The sequence below is a fragment of the Waterburya sp. genome, assembly GCF_058530065.1.
Map to the genome: position 1 here is coordinate 1 of NZ_JBZNBU010000319.1, position 15,742 is coordinate 15,742.

The window sequence follows — 15,742 nt, forward strand, 5'->3', positions numbered from 1 at the left end:
CTTTGCAGTACTCGATCTAATTTGGTTAATAATTCTTGCCCGTCTTGGCGATTGAAACTTACTAAAGTAGATTCTAATAAAGAGAACGCTTGGCACAATTTTCCTTCTCTAGTTAATTGTTTGACTCTGGCGCAATTTTGTTCGTATTCTTGTTGTTTGACAATACCTGCTTGGCATTGAACTATAGCAGTATTTAATTCTTCCGTAATAAAAAGCTGTTGAGCTTTAACTAATTCTACTAATTCTCTGTCAAAGAAACCTTGGCGATTATAATTTCGAGCCACAACTAACAATTGTTTAAAGCGATCGCAATTATTAATTCTTTGCTGACATCTTGCTCTAGCTTGGATAACAATAGAATGAGGCAGCAACTTATAACATTGATTATAAATTGCTAATGCTTGTTTGAGTTGTTTTACATTTTCTGGATCTTGACTATTTTGTTTTTCTAATTGATTTGCTTCTCTGTAAAGTACGTTGGCTCGATAATATTTCTTACCCCAAATAAATAAAACTATGACCAAGCCAAACAATATCCCCAAAAAATATAAAATCATCTTGCTAAAATTAACCCAATTGACTCTCAAATATTAGCAATCAAGATTGGGAATAAAAATATGCTCGCCAATTTTGATATCACTTTCTCTTCCTTGTAATTGTAAGTTAGCATTTCCAATTAAAGATAAATAATTAAAATCTCCATAAAAGCGACTAGCAACTAATGATAAGGAATCACCCGAACGCACTACATATTTAAAACCACTACAAGTTGAAAAATAGTTGCTACTGCTATTATTGTTCTGCTGGTTAATAGCAATCATTGAAATCAATTCTGAAGCCGTAGTTGTTTCGATAGAACTAATAACTTTGTTATCAGATTGAGAATTTTCTATTATTTGTCTGGCAACAATTGATTTACCAACCAACACCAAACCCAACCCCAATAATACAAGCAAAATTGCTACGGAAAACCACAAAAGAAAAAACCGCTGGTTTGGAGTAGTTTCCTCCTGTACTGGCAAATTAACTAACATCTGATAGCTAGAAAGATCCGTCCCACAATTAGGACAAATCATTTCAGTAACTGGCGAGCGATCGCATACAGGACAGGTTATGCTCATCTCAAAAACTAACAACTAACAACTGTACGGGCGGTTCGCGAACCGCCCCTAACTAACAACTAACCTACCTAGTTAATCCCGTAACAATGATATTTTTGGCATCGGGCAAATCTAGGTCTAAATAAGGACGAATATCTTGACTCAAATCCTTAAAAATATTGTCTGCTTCATAATCATTTTCCTGACGTATTGCTTCAATCATTTGAGATAATTTACCAGCCATAATTCTGCCTCGATCTGGTTCTATTTGGTGAACTCTAGAAACTCCATTGCGACAGGCTAAAATCAGGGAAACTCTTTCGGGAAGATTGTCCAATTCTTGTGCTGCATCTTCACAAAGTTTGTGCATTTCTCCTTTACGATGATTGGCAGTAGCACCTTCTAGATCCCGAGAGAGAGTGGAGAGTCTTTGTCGCAAATCCACTGGCAACATAAAACCACATTCCCCTGCAATAAACCTCAAACATCTGATATAAAACTCTGCCACATCATAATCATCGTCGGCAAACCTTTTTAGGGCTTGAGATTTTTCCCTTGCAATCATAGCTCGATCTGGCAAAACATTGCCATCGGCAGACTTAATTTGGTTGGCAGCTTTGACCGTTTCTCCTGCGATACGATAGGCTTCCTTGACTCCATATTCCGTCAGATTGCCATCTTGGTTGAGTTGTTGGATAATTTCCTCTACTTCCCGAGAAATTGTTTCATCCTCTCCCCCAGTAGACAAAGAACAACTAACTTTAACCGTAGGATCGTTTTTTAAAAAAGCTGTAGTTTGTAGAGAGCCATTTTTTTCGTCTAATTCAGCTATAACCAAAATTTCTGTACCTTGAGGATAGGATTTGGGCAAAGCCAGCCACATATCGCCAATTCTCTCTTGCTCCCTTTGATTAACTCGATCTGGACTATAAAACTTAAAGTGAATTAACCCCTGCCCTTCCGCTTCGGTTTTAAAAGTATGACTAGTTCGCACTGGTAAAATATCGCCAATTCTAATAATTGTATGGCGATCGCCATTAGCCAATTCCAGACAATAATCGCGAGATACCGTACCTACCTTTTCAACCGATCCTGCTGCCACAATTGCTGCCCCTTCCGCTACAGCATACATTGGACGAGGATGAACTACTACCCTGTCTTCACCAAATGCTTCTTTAACTTTCTGTTGTACCAAAGGAATTTGAGCAGAACCACCTACCAAAAGTACCGCATCGATCGTGTCTGCGGGATAGTCGGAATATTTAATCGTATCCTGACAAACGGCGATCGATCGCTCTACTAAAGGGGCGATTATCCCTTCAAACTGCTGGCGAGTAATTTCCAAATCGATCGCTTCTAGGGGAATTCCCAGATCGTCTAATAAAGGAGTGGCAATTCTAATTTTCGCCGTCGGATCTTCACTGAGATCGATCTTGGCTTGTTCCACAGCTAATTTCAATTCTCCGAGGAAACGAACTCGGTGGTGGCGAGGCATGGCATCGATCGCCCGATCAATATCTTCCAAGTCTTCGATGATTGCTACTTGTTGTTTGATAAATTTCATCATCAAGTCGTCAAGATCGTCACCCCCCAGCCACAAATCTCCTGCTTTGCCCGACTCAATAAATTGATTTCCCGCAGCAGTCACAATTGACGAGTCAAAAGTTCCCCCGCCAAAATCGTAAACCAAAATAGTTTTAACCTCCTCTCCATCGGGTTTAAAACCATAGGAAATAGCTGCTGCGGTAGGTTCTGGTAATAATTCAGAATTCTGCAATCCCGCCCGATTAGCTGCAATTTGAGTTGCCTTGCGCTGTTTGTCATTAAAATAAGCGGGAACGGTAATTACTGCCCGATCGATAGTTAGATCTCCCGATTGTTGGTAGGTTGCTTGATGGGCGATCGCATTTTGCACGACTTTTCTTAAAATTTCCGCACTAATATCTTCAGGTTCGTATTCTTGACCGTTTAACCACACCGCCAAACTATTTTCCGTACCCTGACTAGATTGAGAAATCTGATAGCCAAAACGGCTCAACTGTTCTTGTACCACCCTGTCGCCAAAGCCCCTACCGATCAAACGCTTAATCGAAACAATTACATTTTCAGGATCGGCTTTCAATTGAAAATAAGCATCATTACCTACCACCAAGCGATCGCCCTCAGAAGCTACTACAGAACGAGTCAGCTTGCGATCTGGGGCTGTATTATCGGGTGCGGTGACGATTTCTATATTGGCGAATTTAAAAGCAGCAACGGAATTAGTTGTCCCCAAATCAATACCAACTATTTTTCCCATATTATCTTCCTAGCGATCGCAATTAGTACCCTAAACTCAAGATACTTAGAGCAGTTTCCTATTTTTATAGTTCCCATACAGGAACTTTTTACATCAAAATTTGCCAGATCGGTAGGTGACTGTAACTAATTGAGCAATTAAACCTCAAATCAACCAGATCTACTTAATCTTTAATCCCAAGACTTGGTTAAGATATTGATAGCTTAACCTGCAAAGAAAAACACTACATTTTTGATGAAACTAGATCCAAAAATTCCCCCAGGCAAACTTCAAGATAAATGGGACTATTACAAAGATCGTTGCAAGTTGGTTAGTCCTGCAAACAAAAAAAAGCATACAATTCTGATTGTCGGTACTGGCTTGGCTGGTGCTTCTGCTGCTGCTACCTTGGCAGAATTGGGTTATAACATCAAAAGTTTTTGCATCCAAGATTCCCCCCGTCGCGCCCATAGTATTGCTGCCCAAGGAGGAATTAATGGGGCAAAAAACTATCCCAACGATGGAGACACTGTTTGGCGACTATTTTACGACACCATCAAAGGGGGCGACTATCGTTCTCGCGAGGCTAACGTTTATCGTTTGGCACAAATTAGCAATCAAATCATCGACCATTGTGTAGCCCAAGGCGTACCGTTTGCTAGGGAATATGGCGGTTTATTGGCAAATCGTTCTTTTGGTGGGGCGCAAGTATCTCGTACTTTCTATGCCAAAGGACAAACAGGGCAACAGCTACTATTAGGGGCTTACAGTGCCATGTCTCGGCAAATTGCCACAGGGAAAATTACCATGTATCCTCGTCGAGAGATGTTGGATTTAGTTTTAATTGAAGGCAAAGCCAGAGGAATTATCGTTCGTAACTTGCTCACAGGAGAAATCGAACGTTATGCAGGGGATGCAGTATTACTTTGTACGGGGGGCTATAGCAATGTTTACTATCTTTCTACTAACGCCCGCAATTCCAACGCAACTGCTGCTTGGCGGTGTTACAAACGGGGGGCTTTGTTTGCCAACCCCTGCTACACTCAGATCCATCCTACCTGTATACCAGTATCGGGTAAAAATCAATCTAAATTAACCTTGATGAGCGAAGGTTTGCGCAATGATGGTAGGGTTTGGGTACCCAAACAACCAGGAGACAAACGCCATCCCGATCGCATTCCCGAAGCAGAAAGAGATTATTATCTCGAAACCAGATATCCTAGCTTTGGTAATTTAGTACCCCGCGATGTTGCCTCCCGCAATGCCAAACAAGTCACCGATGAAGGTAGAGGAGTAGGAGAAACAGGATTGGCAGTATATTTAGATTTCCGCGATTCTATCAAAAAATTAGGTCAAAATACTATTAGCGATCGCTATGACAATCTTTTTCAAATGTATCAGCGCATCACAGGGGAAAATCCCTATGAAGTACCGATGCGGATTTATCCCGCCGTTCATTATATTATGGGAGGCTTGTGGGTTGACTACAATCTCATGAGTACTATTCCTGGTTTGCACGTTTTAGGAGAAGCTAATTTTTCCGATCACGGTGCAAATCGTCTGGGTGCTAGTGCTTTGATGCAGGGTTTGTCCGATGGCTATTTTGTAATTCCCTACACTTTAGGTAACTATATTGCTAGTACTGATTTGCCTCCCGTAGAAACCACTGATGATGCTTTTATTGCTGCGGAAGAATCGGTCAAGGAAAATGTTAACAAGTTATTAAACATTAACGGAAATAAAACCGTAGCAGAGTTTCACCGCGAATTAGGTCGTATTCTTTGGGATTATGTGGGAATGTCTCGCAATCGAGCAGGATTAGACCTTGCGATCACCCAAATTCAAGAATTGCGCCAAGAATTTTGGCAAAACGTTACCATTCCTGGGGATGCCAATAGCTTTAATAAAAATCTCGAATTTGCTGGCAGAGTAGCAGACTTTCTGGAATTAGGAGAATTAATGGCGCGAGATGCTTTAAATCGACAAGAGTCTTGTGGAGCGCACTTCCGCGAAGAATGTCAAACTGCCGAAGGAGAAGCACAACGCAACGATCGCGATTATTCTTATGTAGCTGCTTGGCAATATACAGGAGGTGAAACCAACCCAGTTTTACATCAAGAACAATTAGACTTTGCTAATGTGGAACTAACTCAACGAAGCTATAAATAGGTAAGTAGTCGTGCGCCCTCGACAGTCGCTTTAACGGGTTACGAACTCGCAACACGCTGTCTCGCAAAATTAATTTCATAGTGAGTAGTGAGTAGTGAGTAGTGAGTAGTAGCGCCCAGTCACCCAGTCACCCAGTCACCCAGTCACCCAGTCACCCAGTCACCTAATCATCCAGAATCAGAAAAAGCCAAATCCCTAAACGTGAGTTAGATTCTAACTATTAATGCTCTGTCTATAGAGTTTTTGAATCTTGGCAATTAATTTGTCGAAGATAGAATGACTCGATCGCTCGTTAGGAGCTAGATTTTGTATTTGAGTTAGGAAAGAGGCTTCTTCCGTGGCAACATCATTATCGCTATAAATCAGACTACTTACGGCTGAAAGCAAATATTGATAGTCTTCGGAAGTAGGATGCTGTCCTAAATAGTCTTTCAATAAATCGTAGCAGCGATCGCTAGCATTACCACTGCTATTGTTTAATAAATCTTCAGAAAATTCTAAGTTGTTTTCTGTTGCTATTTTATTTAATAAAATTTTTTCTTCGGGTTGGATTCGTCCGTCAATCCAAGCTACTGCTACCAAAATCTCAAACAAACTGCGATCGCCCTTTTGAGTTAGAGAAGACATAGTTATTAATTTGATTATATTAATTTGTTACTATCTAAATCTTAGAAAACAACAAAAATTCCCTAACCTCGCGATCGTTTTTTCTTATTTAAAATCAAAACAATTTAAACAAAATACTCTTTTCTTGATTAATCAATATTGAATCGTCAATGAATTAACGTCCCAAACGATTGGGAATACCTTCGCAGCCTCCAGGAACTGTAGTCCGAGACTTTTCACCGCACCAAGAACAAATATAATAACGTTGTTCTTCACTCAGACGTTTTACTCCCGAAAAATTTGCCTTTTCTATGACCACTCCCGTATGTTTGCCCGTTTCAAAATCTGGTATTTGAGAAATACTACGGGGAGTTGCAGTTTCTAAAGAGCCATAAAACAAACGAGTTCCTTTCAGATCTGCCCCCGCCAGATTGGCTTCGTAGAGTACGGTACGAGCCAAGTTAGCCTTGACTAGATCGCAATGACTGAGATTTGCCCTAACCATGTTAGCATCGCTTAGATCCGTCCAGCGCAAATCCTGCCCGACCAAATAAGCACCCGCCAACATCACTCCCAAGTCGATAACTCTAGTACCAAAAGGACGATCTTCTGAATATCCACCACTACCATCAAGCATAGCTCTGCCCAAGCGATTATCTCGTTTTAAAGGAGTTAATAAGCGAGATTGAGACAAAAAACGAATGACTTTAGCCTTACCATTTTCATCAATACTAGAGAGAATGGAAGCAGTTCTTCCTTCAGCGATCGCTCTTTCTTGAGGCCAATCTTCTAATAATCCTTCTTCATTGAGAGTCAAGTCGGAAATTCCCTGAAAATAAGTATCGATAGTTTGCTGTTGGGTAATGCGGTTTTGTTGAATAGTCAAGTCTTTAGAAATAACATATTGCGCCCAAGCTACATATACCGCCAAGATAGCAATTAAAATTTGCCCCAAAGCACCGATCCAATCCGCTCAAGAGCCAAATTCATCGTACTTAAACTGAGTCAGCCAACTACCAATATTGCGATAGATACCAAGATAATTACACAGTCCTGCGATCGCAGCTACAAAGCCAAAAAACGCTAAAATTGTCCTTCTTTCTTGAATGGTCAAGAATTTTTGCACCCAACCTCTAACGGAAGTAAAAACAACTCCCAAAGATAGCAATAGAGCAGAAATGGCACTGGTTAAACCCAACCAGGGAAGACGAAACCACAGACCCAAAACCATTAAAAAAATTGCGATCGCAATTAATTGAGACTGGGAAAAGCTGATTTTATTAGCATTACTTTTTTTTTTGGCGATTGTGTTGCGCTTAACTTCAACTGGTTCTGAAGATTCTGATTTAACCAAGGATAAAGATTCTTCTTTCCCTTCTGTGTTATCTTTAGCTGATTCTGCGATGTTTTCTGGCTGAATATCGGACTTGTCCTTCATTACCTATAGATATTTATCAATTTTTGTACAATGCTACACCTTAACTGACAAAAAAGTATTCCTACTATGGCTTGAGATAATCTACCTTAAAGATAAATATTAATCTAGAATAATCTCCGTGTCTGACAATACAATCGAAATTGCCAAAGAAATAATTGCCCCAGGACAATTACGTCGTTTTGAATTGCCAGTGAGTCGTTTGGCTACTCAAACTCTAGTATCTTTACCCATTACCGTAATTAATGGCATAGAATCTGGTCCCAAATTGTGGTTAAGTGCTGCTATTCATGGAGATGAGATTAATGGGGTAGAAATCATTGCCCAAATTTTAGGTAGAATAGACCCCAAAAAATTACGCGGTACGATTATTGCAGTTTCTATTGTTAATGTCTTTGGTTTTATCGAACAGTCTCGCTATTTACCAGATCGCCGCGATCTCAATCGTTCTTTTCCTGGGTCAGAAACTGGTTCTTTAGCTTCTCGTTTGGCTAATCTATTTATGCGAGAAATCGTCGCTCGCAGCACTCATGGAATCGACCTCCACACCGCAGCCGTCCATCGCATTAATCTACCTCAAATTCGCGCTAATTTAGAAGATGAAACCACCTATCGTTGTGCTAAAGCCTTCGGCGCGCCTGTAACCATCCACACCAAAACTATATCTGGTTCTTTGCGTCATGCAGCCACCAAAAAAGGTATTCCCGTATTGTTGTACGAAGCAGGAGAGGCATTGCGCTTCGATCCTTTCGCCATCGAATGTGGCGTTAAAGGAATTTTGCGAGTCATGGATTGTTTGGAAATGTATCGCGATGAATTAATATCTAGTTCAACTCTTTCTTTAGAAAGTAAAACCAGTAAATGGATTCGAGCTAGTTGTGGGGGGATTTTTCACCTCGAAGTTAGTTTGGGAGAAAAAGTAATTAAAAAACAAGAATTGGGTTTTATAACTAATGCTTTTGGCGAGAAAAGAGTTCCCGTCCGAGCAACAGTTGAAGGAATTGTAATTAGCTATACCCAAAATCCTTTAGTCAACCAAGGGGATGCCATTATCCATTTAGCCACAATTCACACTGAAGGTTTTAATTTTTCCGACCAGGCATAGCAATTCTAGGTTGATTTTGAAAACATAAGTTATTCCTAGAAAGGAGAAGGCAGTAGTCAGTTAGAGAAACTACCTACTACCTACTAACTACTAACTACTACCAAAACTAAGCCGTTGCTGCTGCTTCTTTTTGCGCCGATCCTTGAGTGCCTAATTGAATCAGTTCGATTTTGTAACCGTCAGGATCTTCGATAAAGGCAATTACAGTAGTACCGTGTTTCATCGGACCAGGCTCTCTAGTTACCTTACCTCCTTCGGCTTTAATGCGATCGCAAGTACCATAAATGTCATCGACTCCCAAAGCAATATGTCCGTAACCTTTTCCTAGGTCGTATTCCGATACTCCCCAATTATAAGTAAGTTCGATGACTGTATTGTCTTTTTCCTCTCCATAACCCACAAATGCTAGGGTAAATTTTCCACCAGGATAGTCTTTGCGACGTAACAGTTTCATTCCTAGAATGTCGCAATAAAAAGCGATCGATTTTTCTAAGTCTCCCACTCGCAACATGGTATGTAACATTCTCATATTTTTGGTTCTCCAGTTGTTAAATTCCCTTTTCTATATTAAAAGGATTTTTTTGTTGTCCAAAATTATGTTTTAATATTTTCTTAAGAAAGAGCGGAAAACCAAGCTGAATCTAAGGTTAGTTGTTACCTTCTTACTGTAGCGAGCAACAACGAGATAATTGTTGTTATTTCGATTTTAATTAAGTCCCCTCAGTTTAGTTAAATTTTAAATTTAATTTTAAGTTTGTTCTTGTCTTAGTTTAAATAATTATTTTCATACCCCAGGAGCATAGATCATGCACTCTGATTCCGATCGCTTGTCTTTAGAACAAGAATTTAAACACGAAGTATTTGTGTCCAAAATTCAAAATCTGTCTTCTGAAGAAACTAAAGATTTATTGGTAAAACTCCACAAGCAAATGCTGGTTAAAGATAATTTCTATAAAAAATTATTTCGCCGACAAAGGAACAATCGCCATAACTAAAATTATTAAGAATAAAACTTAAAATTCAACATTAGTCAAGAAAGTAGTTTCTAGAGACTAAATATTTTATAATTTATCTCTTAAGATAATTATTTAAAATCTATGCGCGATCGCAACTCTTTTATTCGTCCAGACTTAGCTCAATTAGCTGCCTACAAAGCTCATCCAGGAGGAGAAACAATCGCTATTGTCGATCGCCTGGATACTAACGAAAGTCCTTTGGATTTGCCAGCAGATATCAAATCTAAGTTAACTTGGGCATATCAAAAAGAGATAGAAGCCAATCGTTACCCTGATGGCAGCCATCAAGAGCTAAAAGAAGCGATCGCAGCATATAGTACCGAATCGGCAAATTTAACTGAAGATTTGACTGCCGATTGTATTTCTGTGGGCAATGGTTCGGACGAATTAATCAGGTCTATTCTAATTGCGACTTGCTTGGGAGACAATGGTTCGATTTTAGTTGCCACTCCTACTTTTTCGATGTATGGTATCTTAGCTAAAACTTTGGGTATTCCTGTGGTTACTATTGCCAGAGACGAACGGGATTTCTCTTTAGATTTAGTAGCAGCACAACAGGCGATCGAGTCAGCAGATAACCCGCCAATTAGAGTAGTATTTGTGGTGCATCCTAATTCCCCCACAGGCAATGCTTTAGCAGAACGAGAGTTGGATTGGTTGAGAAGTTTGCCAGAAGATATTTTAGTGGTCATAGACGAAGCCTATTTTGAATTTGCTCAAACCTCTGTAGTGGGAGAAATTAGGCAACGTCACAATTGGGTTATCTTGCGGACTTTTTCCAAAGCTTTTAGACTGGCAGCCCATCGAGTTGGGTATGCGATCGCCAATCCCGATTTAATCAATGTTTTAGAAAAAATTCGTCTGCCTTATAATCTACCAAGCTTTTCTCAGATAGCTGCCAAAGTTGCCCTACAGCAACGTCAACTACTGCTACCTTTAGTCCGAGAAACCATCCAAGAAAGAGCGCGAGTATATCAAGCTTGGCAAAAAAATAGCCACCTCCAAATGTGGCAGAGTCAGGCAAATTTCTTATATCTCCGACTATCAAATATTGAGCCAGATCGACAAGATATTCTACTGGCTAAAATAATTACTAATTTGAAAGCAGAAGGAACTCTCATCCGACATACTGGAGGCGGTTTGCGAGTTACTATTGGTACTTCCGCAGAAAACGATCGCACCATAGCAAGACTGGAAAAGCAAGTTTTTTTAGTAATGAATAGTTAAATAATTTAACACGATTATCCTTTATTTTTAATCATCATCACCGTAGTGATTTGATTGACCATGTCTTCAGGAATAGACAGGCGATCGGATATCTTAGATAAGATATCAAGTTCCTCATCGTACATTGCTCCATCTGCAAGAGTAATATCAGTTGCCAAAGCAAATACAGTTTCATTCAGATATTCAGGCAAATTGGGCAAAGATAATTGTAAAAGGGTATCTACATCATAAATTTTGATAATTCTGAGTAGTTTCTGCAAAGTAGTAACAATACTAGCTTTGGTTCGATCTTTGAACAATTTAGTTCTTCTTAAAGTTGTCATCAAACTTTGTAACTCTTCTTCTGCCATATATCCGTCTGCGCTGACGGCTGATAGCATGATGGCAGCAAAAGATTCTTTTGGGGTTAAATAGATATTTAATTCTTTTTGGAGATTAACAGCTTTAGTAGTTGCATTCATCACAATATATTCAATATTTTTTTGTTTATGTTTATATATTGCCCAAAATGCCAAAAGTAATTAACAAATGTATCCTAACCTCAGTTCGGGTTAAGCTACTGACTATCGATCTAGTTATTAGTTAGGGACGTTTCATGAAACGTCCGTACTAGTTATTAGTTAAAGCTTATTTGTATTACAAGCAGCGATTAAAAACCCTTCGGGCGGGCGTGGAATAAGATTTGCCAGACACCAGCATTAGTTGCGGTAAACCACGGGCATTACTGCCCGCTAAAAACTAAGAACTAAAGACTAAAGACTAAAGACTATTCTCTTCGAGTAATTCTCTTATCCCGAATTCAGGTTACTTAAATAATACACAATTAGTCTATAATAAAAAACTCATGTAAAGGAAAAAACAATGAGTCTTAAAGAACAAATTGGAGAAGACATCAAAACAGCCATGAAGGCAAAGGATAAAGTTCGCCTGCAAACAGTACGGGGCATCAAAAAAGCCATCTTAGAAAAAGAGGTAGAATTGCGTCCCAAGGGTCAAGATAGTTTGACCCCAGAGCAAGAAATAGAACTATTATCTCAACAAGCAAAACAACGTCGCGATTCCATCGAGCAATTCAAAAATGCTGGTCGAGAAGAACTAGCAGATAAAGAAGCTCAAGAATTAGCCATCATTGAAACCTATTTACCCGAACAAGTAAGCGACAGTGAGTTAGAAAGCATTATTGACGAAATTATTGCTAGCACTGGCGCATCCACTCCCAAAGACTTAGGTAAAGTAATGGGTCCTGCCATGAAACAACTTAAAGGAAAAGCTGACGGCAAAAAAATCCAAGAGTTAGTGAGAAGCAAACTAGCGTAAAATTACCATCGAACTCAAAATAACTGTGCCAATATAGAGCTTTCATTAAAACAAACAAGGTGAAAGTTCTATATTTTTTGTTTGCTTGGCTTTATCAAAAACAGCAGTGGTTATTCAAGTATTTTACTCCTGTTGGTTTAGGTCTTTTAGGGGGGATTGCTGCCACAATAATTATTGGTTTGGACACCAAGCAAACCATGGCTTATCAAGTGCTAACCTTCTTATTGGCAATTTTAGCGATCGCGATCGCCTATAGCTTTTTTTTTCGCTTTCGTTTCAGCGTTAAACGCAATTTGCCCCCTTTCGCCACAGTCGGAATTAAGTTTTCTTATGGACTGACTATTACCAATCACACCAAACAAGCACAATCGGGATTGGAATTTATCGAAGAAATCGGTCATCGTAAATTAACCCTGGCAGAATTCCAACGTCTGAAAAAAGGCAGTAATTCTCTGACTCATATTTATTCCCGTTGGTTAAATGCGATCGCCAGAGAAAAAAAAGCCACATCTAGTGCGATCGCTTTACCAAGCTTAAAACCTCTGAGTGAAACTATTATTAGAGGGGAAATTACCCCAACCCATCGGGGAGTAGCTAGACTGATAGGGTTTAGCGTTTTACGCGCCGATCCTTTTAATATTTATCGGGCTATTAGAACTATCAGCTTACCTCAATCGATCTTAATCTTACCCAGAAGATATCAGTTACCAGCGATTAATCTTCCTGGTTCGAGAATGTCACAATCTGGTACGGTAAGTTTGGCTTCTTCTGTAGGAGACTCAGAAGAATTTGTTTCCCTCAGAGATTATCGTCCTGGCGATCCTTTAAGAAAAATTCATTGGAAAAGTTGGGCAAAAATAGATAAACCCGTAGTTAAAGAAGAACAAAGCGAATTTTTTGTCCGTCACGCCCTAATTTTAGATACTTTTCAATCTCAAGCCGAAAGTGAAATTTTGGAAGCAGCAATTTCCGTTGCTGCTTCTTTTGCTTGCGATTTTCATACTCAAGAATCCTTATTAGATTTGATGTTTGTCGGCTTAGAATCTTACTGTTTTACTAGCGGTAGAGGCTTAGGTAGTAGCGAGCAAATGTTAGAAATTCTAGCAGGAGTAAGAGCCTGTCAAGATAAATCTTTCGAGTTTTTGACTGCTGCGGTTTTAGAAAGACTTTCTCTTTTAAGCGGTTGTATTTGTGTTTTTATTGGTTGGGATGATGGCAGAAAAAAACTAATCGAGCAATTACAAAGTTTTAAAATTCCTTTATTAGTCTTGTTACTAGCAGAATCAGAAACAGACTATCGAGAAATTAATCTGGAAAATGTAAATATATTGCCTTTAAATAAGATTCAAGAATCCTTATTAAATCTTAGATAATATTGTGCAAAAGCTTAAAGCTAAATTTTCCAAATTTTTAAATTTATTATCTACTTGTACGGCTAATTGATTTAATCGTTCTACAAGAAAGTTAAAACTCCTAGAGATATTCTGGTGCATCCTTAATTTAGCTGTTATCCTAAATGCCGATCGATCGCTCTATTTAAGCAAATGACACCTAATCCACAAATCCCTAATAGTGCTTGGCAACGTCTCATTGGTAAAGGCTGGGAAAAACCCTATACTGTCCGTTATGCCAGTAATTTAGATGATGGTGCTTGGCATGGGATGCCTTTAGGGGGAATGGGTGCGGGATGTATTGGCAGATCGAGTAAAGGGGATTTTAATCTTTGGCATTTGGATGGGGGAGAGCATATTTTCAAGTCCCTTCCTGCTTGTCAGTTTAGTATTTTTGAATGTACGGAAGACAATACTCAAGCTTATGCTTTAGCTACCGAAGCACCAGAAGATAATACCTTGTCTAGTTGGGCTTGGTATCCCAAAGAAAAGGGGATTTATAGTGCCTTGTTTCCCCGTAGTTGGTATCAGTATCAAGGGGTGTTTGCATCCGAGATTACTTGCGAGCAATTTTCGCCGATTTGGGCAGAAAGCTATATGGAAGCCAGCTATCCCATAGTTAACTTTAATTGGACTGTACATAACCCGACAGATAAACCCATAACCCTGAGTATTATGCTGACATGGCAAAATATTGTTGGCTGGTTTACCAATGCTATAAAATCACCGACGGTAAAGGTACGGGATGATGGTAGTCCAGAATATGAATATCAACCAAAGTGGCGGGATAGCACGGGGAATTATAACGAATGGATACAAGACAATTTTCGCGTTGGCTGTATCTTAAATCGCATTCAACCCCACGAAATAGTAGAAGAGGGAGATGGGCAAATTGCGATCGCGACAGCGAGTAACCCAAGCATAGAAGTATTTTATCAAACAAGGTGGAATCCTGACGGGGATGGCTCGGAAATATGGTCTAGTTTTGCTGCCGATGGCTCTTTAGCCGATACTCAAGACGAAACCCCCGCCGAACCTGGAGAACAAATTGCTAGTGCGATCGCAGTACGCTTTACCCTTAAACCAGGACAAACCAAGCAGATTCCTTTTGTCTTGGCTTGGGACTTTCCCATAACGGAATTTAAGCAGGGAGTTAACTATTATCGTCGCTATACTGACTTTTTTGGGCGTAATGGTAAGAATGTCTGGGCGATGATTCGTACTGCCTTAAAACACGGTGACTGGTGGCGAGAAAGAATACAGAATTGGCAAAATCCTATCCTGCAAAGAGAAGACTTACCCGACTGGTTCAAGATGGCATTGTTTAACGAGCTATATCTTTTAGTAGACGGCGGGACATTATGGACGGCTGCAACCGAAAACGATCCTGTCGGACAGTTTGGGGTACTGGAGTGCATGGACTATCGCTGGTATGAAAGCCTAGACGTGCGCTTATACGGTTCGTTTGGTTTAATGATGTTGTGGTCGAAGCTAGATAAATCCGTCTTGGAAGCCTTTGCCCGTGCCATTCCTCACCACGACGATACCCCCCGCATAGTGGGTTATGACGGATCGAGTGCCATCCGTAAAGAAGGCGGCGCAACACCCCACGATCTCGGCGCACCTAACGAACATCCTTGGGAGGAGACTAACTACACTTCCTATCAAGATTGCAACCAGTGGAAAGATTTACCCAGCGATTTTGTCTTGCAAGTATATCGCGATTATTTATTTACCCCAGGGGAAGACCATAACTTCTTGTGGGAATGTTGGTCGAGTATTACTCAAACCCTGGCATACCTCAAGAAATTCGATCGCGACAATGATGGCATTCCCGAAAACTCTGGCGCACCCGATCAAACCTTCGATGACTGGCGACTCAGAGGAATCAGTACTTACTGTGGTGGCTTGTGGATATCAGCCTTAGAAGCAGCAGTACAAATCGGCAAAATCCTGATTGCCAACCCGCCGATGAATCCCAACCTACAACCAGAAGGCTTCCCACAGGTAATAGAAGACCAAATTAATATCTATAATAGCTGGTTGCATATGGCGCGATCGCTCTATCACGATACTCTCTGGAATGGGGAATACTATC

The 15,742-nt window shown here is 40.0% G+C and carries 13 protein-coding genes and 1 pseudogene; 7 read left to right on the top strand and 7 right to left on the bottom strand.

Annotated features, from left to right (window positions below; translation table 11 throughout):
* The 3 genes from AC33VI_RS18880 to AC33VI_RS18890 all read right to left on the bottom strand — a co-directional run.
* Positions 1-557: hypothetical protein (locus AC33VI_RS18880; protein WP_491783805.1), on the bottom strand; the 557-nt coding region annotated here is incomplete at its 3' end.
* A 33-nt stretch (positions 558-590) separates the two neighbouring features.
* Complete coding sequence (locus tag AC33VI_RS18885) at positions 591-1,121, bottom strand: LysM peptidoglycan-binding domain-containing protein (protein WP_491783806.1); 531 nt, start codon at positions 1,119-1,121, stop codon at positions 591-593.
* A gap of 64 nt (positions 1,122-1,185) precedes the next feature.
* On the bottom strand, positions 1,186-3,399 hold the full coding sequence (locus AC33VI_RS18890) for an Hsp70 family protein (RefSeq protein WP_491783807.1): 2,214 nt from the start codon (positions 3,397-3,399) through the stop codon (positions 1,186-1,188).
* 234 nt (positions 3,400-3,633) lie between these two features.
* Here AC33VI_RS18890 and AC33VI_RS18895 point away from each other — a divergent pair, with 234 nt between their 5' ends.
* Positions 3,634-5,547, top strand: a complete 1,914-nt coding sequence (locus AC33VI_RS18895; RefSeq protein ID WP_491783808.1) for a fumarate reductase/succinate dehydrogenase flavoprotein subunit — start codon at positions 3,634-3,636, stop codon at positions 5,545-5,547.
* 213 nt (positions 5,548-5,760) lie between these two features.
* Here AC33VI_RS18895 and AC33VI_RS18900 read toward each other — a convergent pair whose 3' ends face one another.
* Both AC33VI_RS18900 and AC33VI_RS18905 read right to left on the bottom strand, forming a co-directional pair.
* Complete coding sequence (locus AC33VI_RS18900) at positions 5,761-6,174, bottom strand: tellurite resistance TerB family protein (protein ID WP_491783809.1); 414 nt, start codon at positions 6,172-6,174, stop codon at positions 5,761-5,763.
* 154 nt (positions 6,175-6,328) lie between these two features.
* Positions 6,329-7,591: pseudogene (locus tag AC33VI_RS18905) on the bottom strand (pentapeptide repeat-containing protein).
* 118 nt (positions 7,592-7,709) lie between these two features.
* Here AC33VI_RS18905 and AC33VI_RS18910 point away from each other — a divergent pair.
* Positions 7,710-8,693: a succinylglutamate desuccinylase/aspartoacylase family protein gene (locus tag AC33VI_RS18910; protein ID WP_491783810.1), complete on the top strand. Its 984-nt coding sequence runs from the start codon at positions 7,710-7,712 to the stop codon at positions 8,691-8,693.
* Positions 8,694-8,799: 106 nt separating this feature from the next.
* On the opposite strand, the gene gloA is transcribed toward AC33VI_RS18910, so the two are convergent.
* The gene (gene gloA, locus AC33VI_RS18915) at positions 8,800-9,222 is read right to left on the bottom strand and encodes a lactoylglutathione lyase (protein ID WP_491783811.1); all 423 of its coding nucleotides are present in this window, start codon (positions 9,220-9,222) and stop codon (positions 8,800-8,802) included.
* 277 nt (positions 9,223-9,499) lie between these two features.
* Between gloA and AC33VI_RS18920 the strand changes: the two genes are divergently transcribed.
* Together AC33VI_RS18920 and AC33VI_RS18925 are read left to right on the top strand one after the other, a co-directional pair.
* Positions 9,500-9,688: an NblA/ycf18 family protein gene (locus AC33VI_RS18920; protein WP_491783812.1), complete on the top strand. Its 189-nt coding sequence runs from the start codon at positions 9,500-9,502 to the stop codon at positions 9,686-9,688.
* Between the two features lie 102 nt (positions 9,689-9,790).
* Positions 9,791-10,936 carry a histidinol-phosphate transaminase gene (locus AC33VI_RS18925; RefSeq protein WP_491783813.1) on the top strand — a complete coding sequence of 382 codons (1,146 nt, stop codon included), beginning with the start codon at positions 9,791-9,793 and terminating at the stop codon, positions 10,934-10,936.
* Positions 10,937-10,950: 14 nt separating this feature from the next.
* On the opposite strand, the gene AC33VI_RS18930 is transcribed toward AC33VI_RS18925, so the two are convergent.
* Complete coding sequence (locus tag AC33VI_RS18930; RefSeq protein ID WP_491783817.1) at positions 10,951-11,397, bottom strand: tellurite resistance TerB family protein; 447 nt, start codon at positions 11,395-11,397, stop codon at positions 10,951-10,953.
* Between the two features lie 400 nt (positions 11,398-11,797).
* Between AC33VI_RS18930 and AC33VI_RS18935 the strand changes: the two genes are divergently transcribed.
* The 3 genes from AC33VI_RS18935 to AC33VI_RS18945 form a co-directional block, all read left to right on the top strand.
* Entirely contained in the window at positions 11,798-12,253 is a 456-nt protein-coding gene (locus AC33VI_RS18935) for a GatB/YqeY domain-containing protein (RefSeq protein WP_491783814.1), read from the top strand.
* 59 nt (positions 12,254-12,312) lie between these two features.
* Positions 12,313-13,626, top strand: coding sequence for a DUF58 domain-containing protein (locus AC33VI_RS18940; RefSeq protein WP_491783815.1), 1,314 nt, complete (start codon positions 12,313-12,315; stop codon positions 13,624-13,626).
* A gap of 171 nt (positions 13,627-13,797) precedes the next feature.
* On the top strand, positions 13,798-15,742 hold a 1,945-nt coding region (locus tag AC33VI_RS18945), incomplete at its 3' end, for a GH116 family glycosyl-hydrolase (RefSeq protein WP_491783816.1).